Origin of the sequence: Rhodococcus sp. SMB37 (genome assembly GCF_004345605.1) — a bacterium.
Classification (GTDB): domain Bacteria; phylum Actinomycetota; class Actinomycetes; order Mycobacteriales; family Mycobacteriaceae; genus Rhodococcus.
In genome coordinates this window covers 71,914-92,864 of the sequence record NZ_SLVY01000014.1, presented here as the reverse complement: position 1 = coordinate 92,864, position 20,951 = coordinate 71,914, and the positions used below count along the sequence as shown (strand labels likewise).

At 65.4% G+C, this 20,951-nt stretch carries 18 protein-coding genes; 6 read left to right on the top strand and 12 right to left on the bottom strand.

Going from position 1 to position 20,951, the window contains the following annotated elements; all coding sequences use genetic code 11:
* Positions 1-18 precede the first annotated feature (18 nt).
* Positions 19-834 (bottom strand): SDR family oxidoreductase, encoded by an 816-nt coding sequence (locus tag EV641_RS21030; RefSeq protein WP_054714329.1) that lies wholly within the window; start codon positions 832-834, stop codon positions 19-21.
* Between the two features lie 118 nt (positions 835-952).
* On the opposite strand from EV641_RS21030, the gene EV641_RS21025 reads away from it, so the two are divergent.
* Positions 953-1,645 carry an IclR family transcriptional regulator gene (locus EV641_RS21025; RefSeq protein WP_054714326.1) on the top strand — a complete coding sequence of 231 codons (693 nt, stop codon included), beginning with the start codon at positions 953-955 and terminating at the stop codon, positions 1,643-1,645.
* A 73-nt stretch (positions 1,646-1,718) separates the two neighbouring features.
* On the opposite strand, the gene EV641_RS21020 is transcribed toward EV641_RS21025, so the two are convergent.
* From EV641_RS21020 to EV641_RS20995, 6 genes are all read right to left on the bottom strand, one after another.
* Positions 1,719-2,285, bottom strand: coding sequence for a TetR/AcrR family transcriptional regulator (locus EV641_RS21020; protein WP_054714321.1), 567 nt, complete (start codon positions 2,283-2,285; stop codon positions 1,719-1,721).
* Positions 2,286-2,298: 13 nt separating this feature from the next.
* Positions 2,299-3,891, bottom strand: a complete 1,593-nt coding sequence (locus tag EV641_RS21015; RefSeq protein WP_054714337.1) for an MFS transporter — start codon at positions 3,889-3,891, stop codon at positions 2,299-2,301.
* A 234-nt stretch (positions 3,892-4,125) separates the two neighbouring features.
* The gene (gene fabG, locus EV641_RS21010; protein ID WP_132474276.1) at positions 4,126-4,884 is read right to left on the bottom strand and encodes a 3-oxoacyl-ACP reductase FabG; all 759 of its coding nucleotides are present in this window, start codon (positions 4,882-4,884) and stop codon (positions 4,126-4,128) included.
* 25 nt (positions 4,885-4,909) lie between these two features.
* Positions 4,910-5,671, bottom strand: a complete 762-nt coding sequence (locus EV641_RS21005) for a glucose 1-dehydrogenase (protein ID WP_054714318.1) — start codon at positions 5,669-5,671, stop codon at positions 4,910-4,912.
* Between the two features lie 145 nt (positions 5,672-5,816).
* Positions 5,817-7,034, bottom strand: a complete 1,218-nt coding sequence (locus EV641_RS21000) for an acetyl-CoA C-acetyltransferase (protein ID WP_132474274.1) — start codon at positions 7,032-7,034, stop codon at positions 5,817-5,819.
* Between the two features lie 32 nt (positions 7,035-7,066).
* Positions 7,067-8,212, bottom strand: a complete 1,146-nt coding sequence (locus EV641_RS20995; RefSeq protein ID WP_054714314.1) for an acyl-CoA dehydrogenase family protein — start codon at positions 8,210-8,212, stop codon at positions 7,067-7,069.
* 159 nt (positions 8,213-8,371) lie between these two features.
* Here EV641_RS20995 and EV641_RS20990 point away from each other — a divergent pair, with 159 nt between their 5' ends.
* Positions 8,372-8,923, top strand: a complete 552-nt coding sequence (locus EV641_RS20990; RefSeq protein WP_132474386.1) for a TetR/AcrR family transcriptional regulator — start codon at positions 8,372-8,374, stop codon at positions 8,921-8,923.
* Here EV641_RS20990 and EV641_RS20985 read toward each other — a convergent pair.
* Positions 8,917-11,799: a UPF0182 family protein gene (locus EV641_RS20985; protein WP_132474272.1), complete on the bottom strand. Its 2,883-nt coding sequence runs from the start codon at positions 11,797-11,799 to the stop codon at positions 8,917-8,919. The two genes, EV641_RS20990 and EV641_RS20985, sit on opposite strands and share 7 nt — an antisense overlap.
* Positions 11,800-12,119: 320 nt before the next feature.
* Positions 12,120-13,445: a 3-hydroxyacyl-CoA dehydrogenase gene (locus EV641_RS20975; protein WP_241997384.1), complete on the bottom strand. Its 1,326-nt coding sequence runs from the start codon at positions 13,443-13,445 to the stop codon at positions 12,120-12,122.
* Between the two features lie 266 nt (positions 13,446-13,711).
* Between EV641_RS20975 and EV641_RS20970 the strand changes: the two genes are divergently transcribed.
* The 4 genes from EV641_RS20970 to EV641_RS20955 are packed head-to-tail and all read left to right on the top strand — an operon-like array spanning position 13,712 to position 16,714.
* Positions 13,712-14,347, top strand: a complete 636-nt coding sequence (locus tag EV641_RS20970; protein ID WP_132474268.1) for a DUF3558 domain-containing protein — start codon at positions 13,712-13,714, stop codon at positions 14,345-14,347.
* The gene (locus EV641_RS20965) at positions 14,344-14,673 is read left to right on the top strand and encodes a hypothetical protein (RefSeq protein ID WP_054717413.1); all 330 of its coding nucleotides are present in this window, start codon (positions 14,344-14,346) and stop codon (positions 14,671-14,673) included. Before EV641_RS20970 ends, EV641_RS20965 begins: the two co-directional genes overlap by 4 nt.
* A 2-nt stretch (positions 14,674-14,675) precedes the next feature.
* On the top strand, positions 14,676-15,983 hold the full coding sequence (locus tag EV641_RS20960) for a hypothetical protein (protein ID WP_132474266.1): 1,308 nt from the start codon (positions 14,676-14,678) through the stop codon (positions 15,981-15,983).
* Entirely contained in the window at positions 15,980-16,714 is a 735-nt protein-coding gene (locus tag EV641_RS20955) for an ESX secretion-associated protein EspG (RefSeq protein WP_054715733.1), read from the top strand. The genes EV641_RS20960 and EV641_RS20955 overlap by 4 nt, the downstream gene beginning before the upstream one ends.
* Before the next feature lie 6 nt (positions 16,715-16,720).
* Here the strand turns inward: EV641_RS20955 and EV641_RS20950 are convergent, their stop codons facing one another.
* The 3 genes from EV641_RS20950 to EV641_RS20940 are packed head-to-tail and all read right to left on the bottom strand — an operon-like array spanning position 16,721 to position 20,885.
* A complete protein-coding gene (locus EV641_RS20950; protein WP_054715730.1) occupies positions 16,721-17,599 on the bottom strand; it encodes an alpha/beta hydrolase in 879 nt (292 codons plus the stop codon).
* The gene (locus EV641_RS20945; protein ID WP_132474264.1) at positions 17,596-19,251 is read right to left on the bottom strand and encodes an OB-fold domain-containing protein; all 1,656 of its coding nucleotides are present in this window, start codon (positions 19,249-19,251) and stop codon (positions 17,596-17,598) included. The genes EV641_RS20950 and EV641_RS20945 overlap by 4 nt, the downstream gene beginning before the upstream one ends.
* A complete protein-coding gene (locus EV641_RS20940; protein ID WP_132474262.1) occupies positions 19,248-20,885 on the bottom strand; it encodes an AMP-binding protein in 1,638 nt (545 codons plus the stop codon). Before EV641_RS20940 ends, EV641_RS20945 begins: the two co-directional genes overlap by 4 nt.
* Positions 20,886-20,951: the final 66 nt, after the last annotated feature.

Here is a 20,951-nt window from a genome sequence, read left to right as displayed (position 1 = left end):
TCTCTTTCAGATCGTGGATCAGGGATTGCGGGGACGGTTGGTCCAGCCACCGGAGTTGCGCGGCACCCACCCGCCGGAGGAATGTGTGCCGCCGTCGACGTGGATGGTGCCGCCGGTGACGAACCGGGACAGGTCGGAGGCGAGGAACAACGCAGCGCCCGCAACGTCCTCGGGCTGCCCGGGACCGCCGAGCGGCGACCAATTCGGCCACAACGGCACGTCTTCTACCGGCACGAGCGTCGTGTAGGGCACCTGCACCGACTCGACGAGATCCGGAGCCACAGCGTTGACCCGGATGCCGGCGGGGCCGACCTCCGCAGCCAGCGACCGGGTGAACTGCGTCAGCGCGGCCTTGTACGCGGAGTACACGGTGTGCCCGGGAATCGCCCGGTGGGATTCGACCGTGGTCAGGTTGATGATCGAGCCGTGACCACGTTCGGTCATTCCCGGGAGCAGCGCCTGCGTCAGACGCAGCACGTGAGCGAAATTGACCTCGTGAAGCCCGTCCCACAGCGACGGCGCATTGGTCGCGAACGCGTGGGGCGGCTGCAGGTAGTGGCCGACATTGTTGACCAGCACGTCCGGCCGATGCTCGACGAGTTCGGGAGGACACTCCGCCGAGCACACATCCCATTCGACGGCGTTGATCGCCCCGCCCGCTGCGGGGTCGAACTCGAGCGAACCGACCGGTTCGATGTCTGCGACGAGTACGTCGGCTCCGTGAGCGGCGAACGACCTCGCGATCGCAGCGCCGATACCTGCGGCGCCACCGGTCACCACAGCGCGACGACCTGCCAACATCGCGCCGGGAGTCATACATGAGGGATTCGACATGGACGAAGTACACCGCACGCCATATCTGGGCGACAGTGGTGATTCCGGTGGCCGGAAGAATTGGCCTCCACGCACGCGACGGTGTGTTACCCATGTGCGGGGATGAGAAGGAGACCAGATGGAGGGGCCGACCGGAAGTCTGCAACGCGCGGCAGTGATCCTCGACGTGTTCGAGGGCGCAGACCGGCTGAACCTGTCGCAGGTCGTCGCTGCCACCGGGCTCCCGCGCACCTCGGTGCACCGCGCGTTGGAGCAGTTGGTGGCACTGCGCTGGGTGTATCGCGAGGGTATGGATTACCAGCTGGGCATGCGGATGATCGAGCTGGGCGCGGCGGCCGCGCAGCAGAATGCCCTGCGTCGCGCTGCTCTGCCCACCTTGCGTCGCCTGCATCGGGCGACCGGATGCGTCGTCCACCTCGGAATCCGAGACGGGTCCGAGGCCGTCTACCTCGAGAAGATCGGCGGTGAGTCGGCCCCGCTCGTGCGGTCCCGCGTCGGCGACCGGCTTCCCGTCGCGACGTCGACGATCGGTAAGGCACTGCTCGCGATCGACGATTCCGCCGACGTGGACACCCCCGAGATCTCGCGCATCCGTGAACTGCGCCTGGCCTACGACCCGGAACGGTGTTTGAAGGGCTTCAGTTGCGTCGCCGTGCCCATCGGGCGGATCGGCGGCACCGACGCCGCGGCCCTGTCGGTGTTCGGTCCGGCCGACCGGGTCCGTGACAAGCGCATGATGTCGTCCGCGCAGACTGCCGCCGCAGAGATCTGGCGTCGGATCGGCAGCGGGGGTCTCCAGCAGGTCCCGTGACCAGGCCGCTGCTCGACGTCGGGCCCTGCATCGAGGCATCGGCGCCGACCGAGGTCGTGCTCCGAGACTGCCGTCAACCGGTCTGCGGCGGCAGCAGTCTCTGCAGCTGTGAATGGACACGGTCGAGTGGTGCGGTGTCGCCGGCGGCGAGGCACAGCATCACCGCACCCTCGATGGCGGCGATCGTCGTGGTCGCCACGGCGCATGCGTCCGCTTCGTCGATGCCGTACGCGGTGAGGCGCGGGACGAGGAGATCCTGCCAGTGCGCGAACACTCGGTGTGCCTGTTCACGTGCCTCGGGAGCGTCCTGACCACCGTAGGCGGCGGCCGCGATGGGACATCCCGCTTCGAAGTCCGAGCCGGTGAGCAGGTGCTTCCAGAACTCGATGAACGCGCTCAACGATTCGGGCGGCGACTGAGTCGTGACGAGCCGCTCGATCATCGCTCCGATGGTGCTTCCGGATTCCTCGACGGATGCGGTGATCAGCTCGTTCTTTCCGCCGGGGAAGTGCAGATATACCGACCGGCGCGCAACCCCGCTGCGCTCGAGCAGATCGGCCACGGACGTGCCCGCGACGCCGTGGCGCTGCACCAGCTCGACGGCGCTGCTGATCAAACGCTCCCGTACGGATCCCGTCATGGGCCCGATTGTTTCAGGTTCCTGTAGTGGGCGTCTCGTCCGATGAGGGAGACTGCATCCAGCCGAGCAGCACCGATCCGTTCTCCGGACGCTTCCACGGTAGGAGCGCGGCCACTGCGATAGCGCAGGCGATCGCCAGACCCACTGTCGCGTATGACGCGACCTGGAACCCGTCGAGCGCTGCTGCCTTCATCGTGAAGATGAGGTGGTCCTTGCTGTCGGAGAACATCGTCGGGACGTCGTGCTTGCGGATCTCCAGGACGGTCAGGACGGACTGGCGTGCGAAATCCTTCTGCTGTGGGTCCATCATGGAATCCGGGATCGTGTCGACGAGGGGAGCCACCCTGTCCGTGTACGCCGACGCCACGATCGATCCCAACACTGCAACGCCCAATGCGCCGCCGACTTCACGTGTGGTGTCGTTGACTGCCGAACCCACGCCGGCCTCCTCGAGATCCACCGATCCCATGATCGATTCGGTGGCCGGCCCCTGCACGATTGCCAACCCCAGGCCCATCAGGATCATCGAGATCAGCACGATTCCTACGTACGGAGATTCGACGGAGACCTGACCGGCGATCCCCATTCCCGTTGCGAGGATGACGAATCCGCCGACCAGCACCGCCGTTGTACCGACGCGCTGAGCGAGCATGGTCGCGGCCGGTGCCGCGATGAGCACGGCGGCGGCGAACGGCAGCGAGCGGATCCCGAATTCGAGCGGGGAATATTCCTGGATGCCCTGGAAATACTGGGTGATCAGGAACAGGAACCCGAACATCGAGAAGTAGGCGACGGCGATCGACAATGCTGGAAGTGAGAACCGCCGGTTGCGGAAGAGCCTCACATCGAGCACCGGGTTGCTGACTCGGGTTTCGCGCCACACGAACACTGCGATCATGGCCGCTCCGAATACGAACGCCCCGATGGTCGTCGGGGAGACCCATCCGTGGCGGGGTCCCTCGACGATCGCCCAGACGAGGGTGATGATTCCGGCGAATGACAGTACGAGGCCGAGAATGTCGAGCCTGCCATGCGCATTCGTGCGCGACTCCGGGAGCACGAACCGGGCCGCGACGAGGATCGCGAGGGCGATCGGAACATTCATCCAGAACACCGAGTGCCAGGAGAAGTGCGTGAGCAGCCATCCGCCGGCAGTCGGTCCGATGGCCACTGCGAAACCGGCCATCGCGGTCCACACCGCGATCGCCGCCGCGCGTCCCTTCGGCGTGGTGAATGTGATGGTGACCAGCGCCAGGGTCGCGGGGAACACGGCCGCAGCGAACACACCCATCGCGGCGCGGGCAGCGACGACCATACCGACGCTCGTGGCCAATGCGCCGCCGACCGACATCACTGCGACGCCGGCCAGTCCGATCAGCATCACGCGCCGACGTCCGAACCGATCGCCGAGGTGTCCGCAGGCCAACAGCAGTCCGGCGAAGGTCAGGGTGTAGGCGTCGACGATCCATTGCAGGCCGGAGAACCCGGCTCCCAGGCTCACACCCATCGACGGCAACGCCACATTGACGACGGTGTTGTCGAGCAGCACCAGCAGTTCCGCCAGGCAGACGACGACCAGGATCGCCCCGCGCCGCAGGTTCGTCATGGCTTGCGGCGGAGCACCTCCCGGCGGAGACGCATCCTCGGACAGTGCAGTGGTGGTCATGGCAGTCACCTCAGTATTCGGCGGGGAATGTATATGTGTACATGCGTCACACATAGTAGACCGAACGGTATAAGTGACGTCAAGTACCGATCAAGGCTTGCGTTGAGACTTCCCCCGCACACGAAGCGGCGCCGCGGCCCCTTCCGGGACCGCGGCGCCGCGAGTCGAACCAGCTCAGTCCTTCGGACCACCCGCCACGTAGATGACCTGACCCGACACGAAGCCGGCGCCCTCGGATGCGAGGAACGACGCGGTGTGCGCGATGTCCTCGGGCTCACCGACACGGGCGACCGGGATCTGCGACGCGGCAGCAGCCTTGTAGTCCTCGAACGACGCGCCGACGCGCTCGGCGGTCGCGGCCGTCATCTCGGTCGCAATGAAGCCCGGGGCGATCGCGTTGGCGGTGACGCCGAACTTGCCGAGTTCGATGGAGAGGGTCTTGGTGAAGCCCTGCATGCCGGCCTTGGCTGCGGAATAGTTGACCTGGCCGCGGTTGCCCTGCGCCGACGTGCTCGACAGGTTGACGATGCGGCCGAACTTGTTGTCCACCATGTACTTCTGGGTGGCGCGTGCCATGAGGAAGGCACCGCGCAGATGGACGCTCATGACGGCATCCCAGTCGTCGACCGTCATCTTGAACAGCAGGTTGTCGCGCGTGATGCCCGCATTGTTGATCAGCACCGTGGGATCACCCAGCTCCTCGGCGACCTTCTCCACAGCGGCAGCCACGGAGGCCTCATCGGCGACGTTCGCGCCCACGGCGAGCGCCTTGCCGCCCGCAGCCTCGATGACGGACACGGTGTCGGCGCAGGCAGCAGCGTCGAGGTCGAGGACGGCGACCTGCATGCCGTCGGCGGCCAGACGCTTGGCGACGGCGGCACCGATACCGCGTGCGGCTCCGGTGACGATGGCGGTGCGGACAGTTGAGCTCACTGAAAACCTCCGTGAAGTGGTGCGGTCAGTTGATGGTGAGGCCACCGTCGACCGCGATGGTCTGGCCGGTGACATACCCGGCCGCCTCGGATACCAACCACACTGCGGTGGCGGCGATTTCTGCCGGGTCGCCGGTGCGGCCCAGGACGATGCGCGGTTTCATGCTGTCGAGATAGCCGGGCAGGTATTCGTCGGTCATCTCGGTTTCGAAGAAGCCGGGTGCGAGGGCATTGACGCGAATGCCCTTGCGCGCACCCCACTGCTGAGCAAGGTCTCGGGTGAGCCCGATGATCGCGGCCTTGCTCGCTGCGTACGCGGCCTGCGGCAGACGCGCGGTGGTCAGGCCGAGGACCGACGAGATGTTGAGGATCGAGCTACCGGGCTGCATGACGCGACCGGCCGCCTGCGCCGCCCAGTACGATCCGTTCAGGTTGATGTCGATGACCCGCCGGAACTCGTCGGGGGTTTCCTTGGTTGCCGGCACCGCGGTGCCGATCCCGGCGTTGTTGATGAGGATGTCGACCCTGCCGAGTTGTTCGACTGCCACATCGACCATGTGCTGCGCCTGATCGGGATCGGCGATGTCGGTTTCGACGGTGACGGCCCGTCGTCCCGCCGCGCGGACGAGTTCTGCGGTCTGCTCGAGCCGGTCGACGCGGCGCGCCGCGAGCACCACATCGGCTCCTGCTTCTGCGAGGGCCTGCGCGAAGGCGACACCGAGCCCGGACGAAGCGCCCGTGACGATCGCGACGCGGTCGTCGAGGCGGAACCTGTCGAGTACGGACATGCAGCGATCTCCTCATATGACGGGGACTACAACACTGTATAGCCCATGGACGGTCCGATTACAAAAGAAAGACTCCCGAAACGCGTTAGGCCGCATGCCTTTTCAGACATGCGGCCTAACGGTGACTTAGCCCGAACCTATAGGATCAGTTCAGGCGCTCGAGCACCATCGCCATACCCTGGCCGCCGCCGACACACATGGTCTCGACACCGAACTGCTTGTCGTGGGTCCGAAGGTTGTTCAGAAGCGTATTCGTGATGCGCGCCCCCGTCATGCCGAACGGGTGGCCGAGCGCGATCGCGCCGCCGGACACGTTGAGCTTCTCCTCTTCGATTCCGAGCTCACGAGCGGAACCGAGCACCTGCACGGCGAACGCCTCGTTGATCTCGAACAGGTCGATGTCGGAGACACCCATGTTCGCGCGACCCAGGGCCTTCTTGACGGCCTCGATCGGGCCCAGGCCCATGATCTCGGGCGACAGACCCGACACGCCGGTCGATACGATGCGCGCGAGCGGCGTCAGGCCGAGAGCCTTGGCCTTGGTGTCGGACATGATCACGAGAGCGGCAGCACCGTCGTTGAGCGGGCACGCGTTGCCGGCGGTGACGGTGCCGTCGGGACGGAACACCGGCTTGAGCTGGCTGACGGCCTCGTACGTGGTACCGGGACGCGGGCCGTCATCGGTGGACACGACAGTGCCGTCAGCGAGCGTGACCGGGGTGATCTCCCGCTCGAAGAAGCCCGACTTGATGGCTTCCTCGGCGCGGTTGTGCGAGCGGACGCCCCAGCGATCCTGATCCTCACGGGAGATGCCGGTGAAGGAGGCGACGTTCTCAGCGGTCTGCCCCATGGCGAGGTAGACGTCGGGGATCAGCCCCTCGGCGCGCGGGTCGGTCCACGCGGTGCCACCCTCGGCGAGCTTGGCACTGCGCGCCTGCGCATCGTCGAAGAGCGGGTTCTTCGTATCGGGCAGGCCGTCGGCATTGCCGGTGACGAAGCTCGACACGGACTCGACACCCGCCGAGATGAACACGTCACCCTCGCCGGCCTTGATGGCGTGCAGCGCCATGCGAGTGGTCTGCAGCGACGAGGAACAGTACCGGTTGACGGTCACGCCGGGCAGGTAGTCGTAGCCCAGCTGCACGGCAACAACGCGAGCGATGTTGAAGCCCGACTGACCGGCCGGCTGACCGCAGCCGAGCATGAGGTCGTCGATCTCGGTGGGGTCGAGCTCGGGGACCTTCGCCAGTGCGGCAGCCACCATCTGCGTCGCCAGATCGTCCGGGCGGACGGTCTTGAGCGAGCCCTTCATGGCGCGCCCGATAGGCGAGCGGACAGCGGACACAATCACAGCTTCGGGCATTACATGCTCCTCGTTGGTTGTCGTAACCGGGGCTACAGGCCCAGGTCGCGGCCGATCAGTTCCTTCATGATCTCGTTCGTCCCTGCCCAGATCTTCGTCACGCGGGCGTCCTTCCAGGCGCGGGCCACACGGTATTCGTTCATGAAACCGTAGCCGCCGTGGATCTGCACGCACGCATCCAGTACCTCTGACTGGGATTGTGCGCTCCACCACTTCGCCTTCGCGGCGTCGACCGCGCTCAGCTCACCATCGGCATGCGCCTCGACCGCCTGGTCGACGTACGCCTCCGCGACCTCGATCTTCGTCACGAGCTCGGCGAGCAGGAACTTGTTGTACTGCATGGTGCCGATGGCCTTGCCGAACGCCTTGCGCTCCTTCGCGTACTCGATGGTCTCGAGCAGGATCTGCTTGGCGTGGTGCACGTTGTTGACGGCCGAACCGAGGCGTTCCTGCGGCAGCAGCTTCATCATCGAGATGAAGCCCATGCCCTCCTCACCGAGCATGTTGGCGTGCGGGACACGCACGTTCTCGAAGAACAACTCGGCGGTGTCGGCTTCGGGCTGGCCCACCTTGTCGAGCTTGCGGCCGTTCTCGAAGCCCGCCATCCCGCGCTCGACGACGAGCAGCGAGATACCCTTCGCACCCTTGCTCGGATCGGTGCGGGCTGCCACGACCACGAGATCGCAGTTGTAGCCGTTGGTGATGAACGTCTTCGCACCGTTGAGGATCCAGTCGTCGCCGTCGCGTACCGCAGTAGTCTTCAGGTTCGCGAGGTCCGATCCACCGGACGGTTCGGTCATTCCGATCGCGCAGATCAGCTCACCGGTTGCGCACTTGGGGAGCCAGCGCTCGCGCTGCTCGTCGTTACCGAGATGCACGATGTACGGAACGGTGATGTCGGAGTGGATACCGATCGACGACGACAGCGCCATGTTCGCGCGGGCCATCTCCTCGGCGACGACCGCATTGAATCGGTAGTCACCGGCCTCGCTGCCACCGAAACGCTCGGGAATCTCGAGCCCGAGGATGCCGGCCTTACCGGCCTCGATCCAGATGTCGCGCGGGATCTCGTGGCGCTCGATGAGCTCCTCGGCACGGGAAAGTACGAACCGATTCACGAACTCACGAACGGACTCGCGGAACGCTTCGTGGTCGGGGCCGTACAGGGTGCGTCGCATTCAACTGCTCCTCATGGATAAGCATGTGCTTAGATTCTAAGCGCTCGCTTATTAAACGACGCTGTGGTTTGCTTGTCAACCAGAAAGTGAAAGGAGGCCGGACCCACCGTGAGCGCACCCGAGAACACCGTGATCAGCAACTCCAAGGCCGCCGCGCGCATGCGGGAGGCCGCGATCGAAGCGTTCGCGGAGAACGGCTACGGCAGCACCACCACGCGGCAGATCGCGGCGCGCCTCGACATGAGCCCGGCCGCGATGTATCCGCACTACAAGTCGAAGGAAGAGCTCCTCTACGCCATCGCGTACGAGGGTCACGCCTTCGCGCTGCGGGTGGTACACGACGCCGACCTGCCCGACGCCGACGCCACGACGCGCCTCACGTCGATCATCCGGCGCTTCGCGCAGTGGCAGGCCCAGAATCATCGACGCGCCCGCGTCATCCAGTACGAACTGACCGCACTCGAGCCCGACCACTACCGCGTCATCACCGGTCTGCGGCGGGACACCACCCGGGTGGTGCGCGACGTCGTCGACCTCGGTATCGCCTCGGGTGAGTTCACGGTGCCCGACGCCGAGGGCGTCACCCTCGCCCTCATGTCACTGTGCGTCGACATCTGCCGCTGGTATCCGGCCGGTCGATACCACGAGCCCGACACCCTCAGCTCCCTCTACGCCGACCTCGCATTGCGGCTGGTCGGGGCGGTTCACTGACCTCCGGTCACGGCGACATACGCGTCCACCGCGGACTGCAGCCGATCGAGTGCAGCACCCAATGTGCGGAAGTCGCCGTTCCGCTGCGCTGATCGCAACTCTTCGAGGGCGGCCTGCAGGTTCTGCGCGGCCGCGGCTGCTTCCGGGGTTTCAGCGGGCGTGGGCCCCTCTGCCGGCGGTGGCGCTTCCTCGGGCACGGTCGCGGCATCTCCGCCCGGTGGTGTCGCTGCGCTCCCCGCACCGCGACCGAGCACCTGATCGAGTGCTTCCGCCAACGTCGGGGCATACCCGACGAGGACACCGCCGGTCTGCGGGTCGCGGTAACTCACCAGTACCCGCGCCAACTGCGGGAAGGTCGATCCGTCGGTCGCCGCGGACATCCGCTCGGTGTACAGCGGTTCGACGTAGAGCAACCCGCCGTCGGCGATCGGCAGTGTCAGCAGATTGCCGTAGTGGATGCGGTTCGATCGTTCGAGCAGAGTGCGCTCCGACGCGACACGCGTATCCGAGATCATCGAGTTCTGCGTCTGCTGCGGCCCCTGGGTGAGACTGTCGGTCGGCAGTTCGAGCACCGTGATCTTCCCGTACCCATCCGGGTCGGAGCGCGCAGAAATGTAGGCGGACAAGAATTCTCGATGGAATCCGACCATCGCTCCCGTCAGCCGGAACGACGGCTGCGAGGTCTCCTCGTCGCCGACGAGCACGTAGTACGGCGGCTGATTCGGATTCGTGTCGACGGTGGGATCGCTCGGCACCGACCAGAATGCGTTGGTGGTGAAGAACTCCACCGGATCATCGACGTGATACCGGGCCAGAATATCCCGCTGGACCCGGAACAGATCTTCCGGATAACGGAAGTGGGCGCGCAGATCGTCGGGCACCTCGCTCTCGGGTAGGACGGTGCCGGGGAACACGCTCATCCACGTCTGCAACACCGGGTCGGCGGAGTCGACCTCGTAGAGAGTGATGGTGCCGTCGTAGGCATCAACGGTGGCCTTCACCGAGTTCCGCATGTAGTTGATCGCCTGCGGCCGCAGCGCATCCGGCTCGGGAAGCGCACTGCGCTGCGAATACGGATACCCGTCGGCCGTGGTATATCCGTCGACGATCCATACGATCCGCCCGTCCACCACCGCCGGATACGGATTCGTGTCCGTCTCGAGCCAGGGTGCCACCATGTGCACCCGTTCTGCGGGATCGCGGTGGAACAGGATCTTCGATTCCGAGCCGATCTCGTTGGAGAAGATGATGTTGCGTTCGCCGTAGCGAGCCGAGAACGCGAGCCGGTTGAACCAGTTCCCGATGGAGACACCGCCCTCACCGTCGTAGGTGTACGACGAGGTGTCGGTGTCGTACTCACGCGGCGCCTCACCGGGTTCGCCGCCCACGATCACGTACTCCTGCCCGGACTGTCCGAGCACCTCACCGAAGTACACGCGGGGCTGCTCGACCGGAATCAACTGCTCGGTACCGTGCGTCGCAATGTCGCTCACCGTGTACAGCGGGTATCCGCTGTCGCTGCTCGACGCGCCATCCGTCGCATCCCGCACCGCCGCGTTGACGCGGTTGGCCGGGGCCGCGACGAACCCGTTGCCGTGGGTGTAGACGGTATGCCTGTTGACCCAATGGGTCTGGTTGCCGGTGAGTCGCTCGGGCGAGAGTTCACGCACTCCCACCACGAAGTCCCGCATTTCCCCGTCGATCCGGTAGCGGTCGAGGTCGAGGTCGCGGGGGAACTCGTAGAAGTTCTTCAACTGCTGTTGCTGCGTGAACGTGCGCGACAGCACGTCGGGGTCGAGCAACCGGATATTGGCGATGGTCGTGACGTCGGGCAGGACGTCCTGGGGCGGCGTGGTACCGACACCCCGGTACGGGACGTATTCGACGGTGTCGTCCCCGACGCGATAGGCCTGCCGCGTGGCGTCGATACCACGTTCGATGTACGGGGCTTCGCGCACTGCGGCGTTCGGCCGCACCGAGAGCTGTTCGACCACCAGCGGCCAGGCGCCCCCGACCAGGATCGACGACAGGAACAGCAACGCCAGTGCCAGCACCGGGATACGCAGGTCCCGAAGTTTGATCACCGCGAAACACGCCACCGCGCACAACAACGCGATGGCGCAGAGGATGAACTTTGCGGGAAGGACCGCATTGATGTCGGTGTAACCCGCGCCGGCGAAGGCAGGCTCACGATGCCCCGACGACACCAGGGCGTAGCGGTCGAACCAGTACGCAACGGCTTTGAGCAACACGAAAACCCCGGCCAGCACCGCCACCTGGATCAGCGCAGGCGAGGAGAACACATTGCGTAACTTGCCGCCGACGGTGATCCCACCGAACAGGTAGTTCGTGGTGACATTCGCGATTCCCGCCAAGAACACCGCGACGAACAGCCAGCCCAGCACCCACCGGTAGAACGGCAGATCGAATACGAAGAAGCCGACGTCGAGCCCGAATTCCGGATCGACGGTGCCGAACGCTGCCCCATGCAGGAACAACTGGACGGTTGCCCAATTGCTTTGTGCGATCAGCCCTGCCAGCATCCCGATCACCACCGGGATACCGATACCGAACACTCGGACCCGCTGCAGCGCTACCCGGCGATACGGTTCGAGGGGGTCGCCGCGCGACGGCATCCACAGAGGTCTGGTCCTGAACGCCGCCGCCATCCCGGCGAAGATCGCACCCCCGACCAGCGCGCTGACGACGAGGAACACCACCCACCGGGTGAGGAACACTCGGATCCAAACCCCTCGGTATCCGACCTCGCCGAACCACAGCCAATCCGTGTACGCGCGCACGATCGGAGGCACGAAGGCAAGCAGCACCAACAATGCCACCGCGACAACGATCGTCGCCCGTGTCCGTGTGCGCATGGCCCCTCCCGGCGGGGAGTCGGGCGCCGGGCTCTCGTGCGGCGCCCGCGTGCTGCCAGTCTACGGACTGCGGGTTCGGTGTATCCCTAGAAGAAGTTGACGAGCGCGACGAACGTCAACGTACCGAGGCCGACGCCGACGAGGGTGCGGCGACCGAATGCGAGATGATCGTGACTGCCGCAGCCACGGCGGCTTCGAGCTTCCTGTCAAACCCACTGTGCGGGGAGTGTGAACTGTCCGGCTGCATCGAGATGCAGTAGAAGCGCGAGATGGCTGTGGGTGTACCGAAATTTCGGTACACCCACAGTCATCTCGAACGCCTAAGCGGAGCAGGTCGAATGACCACCTTCGACGCGGTCCACGAGCAACGGCGCCGGAGCCCACACCCGACCGTGGACCTTCTCGAATTCACGGATCTTCTGCAGCACGACGTCGAGACCGACTGTCTGGGCATAATGCATCGGGCCGCCGCGATGCTTGGGGAATCCGTATCCGTTGGTGTAGACCACGTCGATGTCGGATGCCCGCTGGGCGATACCTTCACCGAGCAACGCAGCACCTTCGTTCACCAACGCGAGGATGCAGCGGTCGACGATCTCCTCGTCGGTGATCGTGCGACGTTCGATACCGTCCTCCGCAGCGCACGTGCGGATGATCTCTTCGACAGCCGGGTCGGGAATCGGTGTGCGACTCCCCTGCTCGTACGTGTAATAACCGGATCCGGTCTTCTGCCCGAAGCGTCCTGCCTCGCAGAGAGTATCGGCCACCCGCGAGTAACGGAGATCCTTCGGCCGCGTCGGGGCGAGTCGCTTACGCGCGGCCCACGAGATGTCGTTGCCGGCCAGGTCCGCCATGGCGAACGGCCCCATCGCGAGCCCGAAAGCCTTCAGCGCTGCATCGACCTGCTGCGGGGTCGCGCCTTCCTCGAGCAGGAAATCGGCCTCACGACGGTACGGGGTGAGCATTCGGTTGCCGATGAATCCTTCGCAGACCTTCGCGAGCACCGGGACCTTACCGATCGTCTGCGCAAGCGTCATCGAGGTGACCACGACATCGTCGGCGGTGGCGTCGCCGCGCACGACCTCGACGAGCTTCATCACGTGAGCCGGGCTGAAGAAATGCAGCCCGATCACCTCGTGCGGGCGGGACGTGCTGCGCGCGATCTCGTCGAGGTCGAGACGGGAGGTGTTCGACGCAAGAATCGCCCCCGGCTTGCACAGTGCGTCGAGCTTGCCGAACACCTCCTTCTTGACGCCCATGTCCTCGAAGACGGCTTCGATGACGAGATCCGCGTCGGAGGCGGCCGCGAAGTCGAGGTGCGGTTCGATCAGCGCCACGCGCTCCTGAGCCTGTTCAGCGGTGATCTTGCCCTTCGCGGCGGACGACTCGTAGTTCTTGCGAACCGTGTTGATCCCCCGGTCCAGCGCCTCGGAGCTCTGCTCGATCAACGCGACCGACACGCCTCCGTTGGCGAACGCCATGGCAATTCCGGAGCCCATGGTGCCTGCACCGATCACCGCGACACGGTTGATCGGGCGCGGCGTCACCGAGTCGGGAATGTCGGCGACCTGCGCCGCGGCCGTCACCGCTTCGGCAAGATACTTCTCGGCGGATTCCGGGCTGTCGGTCGAGGTGGGAGTACTCACGAGCCGCACTTCCTCTGAGAGTCGGGGCACAAGGTGCCGTGATCGGTGGTCACCCAATTGTCTGCCGGATGGGTGGACAGCCGATTGTGATACAGATCCCACTGCTCCGCACGCTTTGCTCGCGTCGTCCGGGTTGCCGTGGGTCGTGAGGCAACGGAAACCCGCGCGACTGGGGGAAAGTTTCGCAACGTCGGCGCTGGCTCGGACGCGTGTCCGGATCTGCGTTAATATCTGCCCGACCGGACGGATCGGGGGGATCCTTGGCAATGACGTATCCACGTCTTTTCAGTGCGGCAACAGTGGGGGCGGCCGCAATCACCGCGGGTGTCGTACTCAGCGGCTGCACCACCGCGAGCGACGCGACCGCGGTCGCCGTGGAAGAGACCACGACGACGCCGACGACCCGCGCACCACGCCTCACCGACGAGTCGGGCCGACCCGACATCACCTTCGACCCCTGCCTCGACATCCCCGACGACGTCCTCGTCGAAGCCGGCTATGACCCGCGCACCGAGGACTCGGCTGACTATCCGATGGAGCACTACACCTTCATCGGGTGCAATTATCGCGCTCCGGTCGCGATCCCCGGAGTGATCCGCTCCTACGGGCTCGGCATCCTCGCCGGGAACGTCACCCTCGACGAAGAACTCGCCAAGGATGCGGCCATCGCCAGCGAAACGACGGTCAACGGGCGTCGTGCGCTGCTTGAATACAACCCGACGCCGGACAACACATGCGCGATCGCAGTACAGACCGACTTCGGCATCGTCATCTTCAGCCGCTCGTATCACGCCGACCACACCCGCACGCTCACGTACGACGAGCGTTGCGGTGGTCTGACCGACGCGGTCGCGTTGTTCGAGCCGTTCATCGAGAACAATCCCGGAAAGAGGCCGCAGTGAGCGAGTTCGTCCGCCTCGAACCACATGTGATCGACGAGATCCTCGCCATCTGCGACGCCGTGCTCAAAGAGCTCGACAGGGCATCGGACATCACACGAAATCTCGGCGAAGCTCATGGATTCGGCGAATTCGAGTCAGCCCAGCAACTCGCCGCCGGCTTCTCGCGCAAGGGTTCAGGCACCCCCGAATCGGCCAAGGAGCGCGTCGAGCAGTACATCGTCGCCTTCACCCACCTCCGCGACGCCTTCGCCTCCGGCGGCGAGGCCTTCCTCGACGCAGAGTTCGACTGGGCCCGCCGGCTCGCCACCATCGACCAGGAGTTGTGACGATGTCCGACACCGACAACCCGATCCACGAACTCCTCACCCCGTTGCTGGGGTCCGTGCCACCGGAGTCGGTCGCGCGTCGCCAAGCCCGCCACGACGAATTGGCCGGGCGGGTGGACAGCGGCGTCGACCCCGACTACATCGCGCAGTTCGAGAATTTCCACGGCATGGAACACGAGGCGATCTATCAGCTCAGTCAGACGATCAGCCCGCTCGCGATGACCACACTCGCGAGTGAATGGAGAAACCTCGGAACGGTATTCAGCTTCACGGTCTCCGTGGCCACCGCCATGATCCGCGACAAGATCGCCCAACATTGGGAAGGCGACGCCGCGGACGCCGCATCGTCGGCGACGGAGCTGTTCGGTACCTCCGCGCAGCGGCTGAGCGATGCGTCGCTCGCGGTGTCGGAGAAACTCCAGATCGCGGCGGACGTCGGTGCTCGAGTGAAGTCGTCGGTCACTCCCCCGTCGATCTCCGTCCCGTTGCCGATGGACGTGATCAGTCCCGTCGCCGCGGCCGACAGAGAGCGGCAGGAAGAGGCTGCACGGCAGCAGGCGGTCCGAGTCATGGAATCGCTCTACAAGCCGTACTACCGCGATTCCGGATCTGCGGTACCGGTACTACCCCCACCCCAGGACTCCACCAGTGCCGGCGCCGCAAGCACGACCCCCTCGGGGTTCGCGAGCCCGTTCGCATCCGGCGGCGGCAACAGCGCAGCGGCAGTCTCGAATGGGAGCGGGGCAGGGGGCAGTCAGCCGTCCGGATCTGCAGCGACCGCAGTGGATGGCAGCAATACGACCGACAGTTCCGAGACCAATCGGTCTCAGAACGGACAGGCGCAGTCTGCGGAATCCGAGCGGGCGGGCTCGCCGGGATCGGAATCGGCCCGCACGTCACCGACCTCGACGGCCCCGACATCAACCCTCCCCGGCAGCGCGACAGGTCAACCGTATGGTTCTTCGACCACCGGCTCGGGCATACCCGGAAGCGGAGGCTACGGCGGTGGCGGCACGGCCGGAGGTGGCGCTGGTAGTGGCGGTGGCTCCGCGCTCGGACCGGGCGCTGTCGGCGGCGTCGGCGCGGCTGCCGCCCCGACACCTGCCGCGTCCCAACAGGGAGGAGCCGCTGCGCGCGCCGGTTCGATGCGTCCGATGGGAATGTATCCCGGCATGATGGGTGGTCAGCAGCGCGGCAACGAAGATGAACAAAGGGTCGCGAGTTATCTCGTCACGAACGATCACGGAAACGAACTGATCGGGTCGCTCCCCGACACCGCCCCGCCCGTCCTAGGAGTTGACCCGCTTTGACATGGAATATCACGCCCGACCGTTTCCTGTCGCTGTGGACCACGGCGGGGAGCGACGAGTTTCCGTTCCCCCTGCGCTATCGATCGACGTCGATGTGGGAGGACGAACACGACGCCAACCTGCACGCCGCTCACGAGTGGCGTCGGGAACTGGCCGATCCGCGCCTCGAGCACGCGATCCGCATCCTGCACGCGGGCGAGATAGCCGTCGAGGTGTACGGCACCGCAGGGAATGCAGACATACGAGTGCGTGGCGGAGCTGAAGGCGCATTCGCCGTCGTCGCACGCCAGCACGTCTCCGGCGACATCCAGATCACTCCTGTCCAGTCGGATGCGCTTCCCCGTGCCGTCGTCGCACAGATCCCGGATGCGCCACGCGGACGTGAGCAGGCTCGAGCCGCGTCGATGCGCGAACTCACCGAACCCAGCGGCACCACATCCGTGAGGGAGCAGATCGGCGAGAGCGAACCGCGGGCGCTGCGCCGCCTCCTTCTCCGCGACCGTTCCGGTGCGGGCAGCATCCGGCTGCTCGCCCCGAATGCTCACGGCCGCTTCACCACGGAAGCCGACATCGGCTGGTTCGATGTCGTCGACGACGGTCGCTACATGTTCATGCCGGGCGCAGACACGCGAGTGCTGCCCGCTACCAACGATATTCTGCGCGACGAACTCACCCGCCGGATCGGCCGGGCGCGCGCCCGCCGACGACAGGACGCACCGACACCCTGGTGACGGGCGCTACCCGCGTGCTGCACACGCTTCGACGAACGCCACCACGCCACGGTGATACTCGGCCGCCGCGAACCCCACACTCATGTTGTGTCCGCTGCCTGTCTGCCGATGTTCGACGAACCGCGGAGCCGCGAGGAACGCAGCCTTGATCTCGGCCCGCAGATCATCGTCGGTCTCCCATACCTTTTCGTGCTCGGCATAGGTGTAGCGAACCGGAATGCGGACCTCGGGAGCGAGACGCATGAAGTCCCTCGGCCATTCGGCTGCGACCACCGCCTCGTATCGAGGGGTGATGCACGTGAGGCTGCGACCGCCACGCACCTCCGGCGGGTACAGCTCCTCCGGGTACCACAGCAGATCCCGGATGGCTCCCCGGTTGCGCGTGGTCCGCATCCGCTTGATGATCTCGAGCGCCTCGCGTTGCTTGCGTGTGCCGGTGCCCGCGAGTTCGACACCGAGCAACGAGGCACCCCGCGGATCCGCGGCCATCCGGAGACCGAGGTCGCAGCCCGCCGAGTGAGCAAGAAGGAAGACACCGGCTCCGCGTGAACAACCCTCGAGCAGCGCGTCCACAGCACCGTACGCAGCGTCGACGCGGGTGGCGGGATCGTCGAACCGTTCCTGGCATTCGAACGAATCTGCGTAGCCCGGGCGGTCGATCGCGAGGACGGTGTAGCCGAGCGTCGCCGCCGTGCGGAGCAGCGACAGTTCGGGGCGTCCCTCCAGATCGAAGTATCGAGAGGTTGTGGCGCCGCCGTGCAACGCGACGATGACTGCGCGTGGTCGCTCCACGTACGAGCACAATGCCGAGGTCTGCACCCCGTGGACTTCTACGGTGTGAGCGGCCACGGTGTCGTCGAGCTCTCCGACGTCTGCAGCGTTCATCGGCCGGCCCTCAACAACATGACACCGCTCGGTGTGAGCCCGCCGCTGCTGACCACAGCGATACGTGCGTCGCGCACCTGACGTTCCCCGCCGTGTCCGCGCATCTGAGTGATCGCCTCGTGCACGAGTCCCATCCCGTGGGTGCGTCCATGCGAGAGCTGACCTCCGTGGGTGTTCAACGGCAGCCTTCCGTCGAGCGCAATGTTCGTTCCCTTGTCGAGGAAGTCCTTTGCGTCTCCGATATCGCAGAAGCCCAGTGCTTCGATCCACGACAGGCAGTTGAAGGTGAATCCGTCGTAGAGTTCGGCGACGTCGACGTCGTCGGGGCGCAGCGTGGTGCGACTCCACAGGTGCGCGGCCTGTCCGAGGACCTGAGGTTCGTGGGTGAGGGTGCTCTGGTCCCAGTCGAGCCGCTCGAGTATCTGGGTACCGACCGCTTCGACGAACACCGGCGGTTGCGCGAGGTCGCGCGCGGTGTCGCGGGCCGACACGATGACCGCAACCGCACCGTCGCACGGCACGTCGCAGTCGTAGAGACCGAACGGTGTCGTGATCGGGCGGGCACCCAGGTACTCGTCCATCGTGAGGGGATCGCGGTAGATCGCCTCTGCAGTCCGGGCGGCATTCGCACGTTGATTGAGCGCTATCCAGCCGAGCGTTTCGCGATCTGTCCCGTATCGATGGAAATGGCGCTGCGCGGTCTGGGCCAGCAGGTGTGCGGCCGATACCGCGCCGAACGGTGCGAACCACTCGTCCGACAGTGCTCCGCCCGGCGCCGTGCGACCCGTACGCACGAGTTCGCTGTAAGTCGATTCCCACACAGTCCGGAAACACAAGACATGCCGCGCGAGGCCCGATGCCACCGCGAGCATCGCTGCGATCACCGATCCACCAGGACCGAACGTCTCCGCGGCGCCGTTGTGCCAGGTGGGTTCCAGTCCGAGTGTCGATTCGACCGCCGTGATTCCGCCTTCGGTGAATGGCCCGAGAGACCCAGCACCCGGATAGGTGGACAGTCCGTCGATGTCGTCGACGGTGAGACCCGCGTCGTCGATCGCGGCGCGGCAGGCGTCGATGGTCAACGACAACGGATCGACCATGAAACGACGGCCGATGCGCGACATACCGATTCCGGTGAGCGCCACCTTGTCCTCGAACTTGTCCGTACTCGCCATGGGTCGCACACTGCGGCGGATCGCGGCGGCGTCCGGTTCGTCGGCCGGCAGTTCCGTCACCGCTCCAGGTTCAGCCGGACGGAACAGCGGAAGCCACACCTCTTCTGCCTTCTCGAAGACCACTTCCATCCGCAGACCGAGTGCGAGGTCGTCGGCCGCACATTCGACCGCGTTGGTCGTGAGGCGCACGCGTGGATCGTCCTCGAGCGCCACCTGCGCGACGATGTACGGCGGCGGCATTCCCGGCGGAGCGAACCTGTGGTTGACGGTGAAGCCGATGAGCGTCGCAAAGCCGGAAACGACGCGCACACCCATCTCGCTGCCGTGGCAATAGCGACAGGCGGGGCGCGGTGGATGGATCAGCGCCGAGCAGGAGCGGCATTCCTGAATTCGCAGGCAGCCGTCGGCACCGGATGTCCAGAAGAATTCCGTCTCGGGTGAGATCGATGGTGCCAGGCGTGTGGTGGGTGCGCTCATGACACCACTGTTCCCTCGACCTGCACCTGTCGCGCTGCCCATCGGTAGTCGGGCTTTCCGTTGCCGAGGCGGCGTATCGCGGGGACGAACATGAATTGCTTCGGGATCTTGTACCTCGCCAACGATTCTCCGCATGCACTCTTCAAGTCCTCGGTGGAGCACTGCGCCTCGTCTACCGCATGCACCAGGGCGACAACTTCCTGTCCCCAGCGTTCGCTGGCGCGACCGACCACCAGGGCGTCGATCACTGTCGGATGCGCGCGCAGCACTTCCTCGACCTCTTCGACGAAGACCTTCTCACCGCCGGTATTGATCACGAGAGAGTCCCTGCCGAGCAGGCGGAGTGACCCGTCGTCCGCGATCCTCACGCGGTCGCCCGGTATCGCCATCCGCTGACCGTCGACCACGGGGAAGGTGTTCTCGGTGGCCTGCCGGTCGCGGAAGTACCCGAGGGGGACGCGACCGGCCCGGGCGGCCCATCCGATCTCGTCATCACCCGGTTTCAGGAGCCGGGTGCGGTCGTGTGACACGGCAGCGCCCCCGGGCATCGGGGCGAACGTATCGACCTCGGCACCGCGGCTGCTTCGTCCGAATCCCATGCCACCGGTCTCGGTCGATCCGTACCCTTCCACGATCGTCGCGTGCGGTAGCAGTTCGAGGAACGCTCTCCGATGGACAGCATTCGTTGCCGCTCCACCGCTCGCAATGACCACCAACGAATCGAAGTTGTGTCGGCGCTTGCGCATCTCGTCGACAAGTGGTCCGGCATAGGCGTCGCCGACGATGGTCATCAGCAACACTTGCTCCTTCTCGACGATTTCCAGGGCTGTCTGCGCATCGAAAGCACTTCGATCGTCGTAGAGCACGACTGTCTGGCCTGCCAGCAGACCCGAGAACGCCGTCCACGTACCCGCTGCGTGCGACAGGGGCGACACCGCGAACCAGCTCTGTCCCGTCAACGCGGTGAGCGTCCGTATCGGTTCGTCGGACTCGTGGTCGGAGCCGTTCATGGAGGAGACGTACGCGTCGCCCTGCCGCCACAGCACAGCCTTGGGGCGTCCCGTGGTGCCGCCGGTGCACATCATCATCAAGTCGTCGGGTGATCCCTTGATCAACTTCTCCGGATCACCTTGCGCAACCGCCTCATCGAACGACACGGTCCCGTCCAGTTCGGAAATACCGGTGCCGTCGTCGACGGACACCAGCAACTCCACGCTGTCCTTCAGCTCTGCGCTGCCGCTGACGACCTCGGATACCACCTGACCGAACGACCGGTGATAGACGATTCCTCGTGGCGCAATGTATTCGAGGAGGCTGCGGATCTCCTGGGGCGTGTAGCGCGGATTGATGTTGACCGGTACGACGCGCGCCTCGAGACATCCGATCAGCACATCGGGGTACAGATCGTTGTACATGAGCATGGCGACGCGATCCTGACCGCACTCCCACCGCTCGAGCCCCTCCCTTTCCGTATGGGCTCCGAACCCGCGTTCGGCGAGGAAGTTCGCGAACCGCCGCGTGCGCACCGCGGATTCACCGAAGGTGCTCCTGCGATCACCGCAGACGGTCATGATTCGTTCGGGTACTGCATCTGCGACGGCGTCGAACACTTCGCCGAGAGTCCATTCGTTCAACGCATCTCTCCTGTGGCAGTGTCTATCAGTGGCAGTGTCTATCAGCGAAAATCGGTGGATCAGCGG

What these genes read in the sequence shown, in the direction of transcription:
- EV641_RS21030 (WP_054714329.1), bottom strand. Translation starts at nt 834, where the DNA reads ATGTCGAATCCCTCATGTATGACTCCCGGCGCGATGTTGGCAGGTCGT.
- EV641_RS21025 (WP_054714326.1), top strand. Translation starts at nt 953, where the DNA reads ATGGAGGGGCCGACCGGAAGTCTGCAACGCGCGGCAGTGATCCTCGAC.
- EV641_RS21020 (WP_054714321.1), bottom strand. Translation starts at nt 2,285, where the DNA reads ATGACGGGATCCGTACGGGAGCGTTTGATCAGCAGCGCCGTCGAGCTG.
- EV641_RS21015 (WP_054714337.1), bottom strand. Translation starts at nt 3,891, where the DNA reads ATGACGAACCTGCGGCGCGGGGCGATCCTGGTCGTCGTCTGCCTGGCG.
- EV641_RS21005 (WP_054714318.1), bottom strand. Translation starts at nt 5,671, where the DNA reads ATGTCCGTACTCGACAGGTTCCGCCTCGACGACCGCGTCGCGATCGTC.
- EV641_RS21000 (WP_132474274.1), bottom strand. Translation starts at nt 7,034, where the DNA reads ATGCCCGAAGCTGTGATTGTGTCCGCTGTCCGCTCGCCTATCGGGCGC.
- EV641_RS20995 (WP_054714314.1), bottom strand. Translation starts at nt 8,212, where the DNA reads ATGCGACGCACCCTGTACGGCCCCGACCACGAAGCGTTCCGCGAGTCC.
- EV641_RS20990 (WP_132474386.1), top strand. Translation starts at nt 8,372, where the DNA reads ATGCGGGAGGCCGCGATCGAAGCGTTCGCGGAGAACGGCTACGGCAGC.
- EV641_RS20985 (WP_132474272.1), bottom strand. Translation starts at nt 11,799, where the DNA reads ATGCGCACACGGACACGGGCGACGATCGTTGTCGCGGTGGCATTGTTG.
- EV641_RS20970 (WP_132474268.1), top strand. Translation starts at nt 13,712, where the DNA reads ATGACGTATCCACGTCTTTTCAGTGCGGCAACAGTGGGGGCGGCCGCA.
- EV641_RS20960 (WP_132474266.1), top strand. Translation starts at nt 14,676, where the DNA reads ATGTCCGACACCGACAACCCGATCCACGAACTCCTCACCCCGTTGCTG.
- EV641_RS20950 (WP_054715730.1), bottom strand. Translation starts at nt 17,599, where the DNA reads ATGAACGCTGCAGACGTCGGAGAGCTCGACGACACCGTGGCCGCTCAC.
- EV641_RS20945 (WP_132474264.1), bottom strand. Translation starts at nt 19,251, where the DNA reads ATGAGCGCACCCACCACACGCCTGGCACCATCGATCTCACCCGAGACG.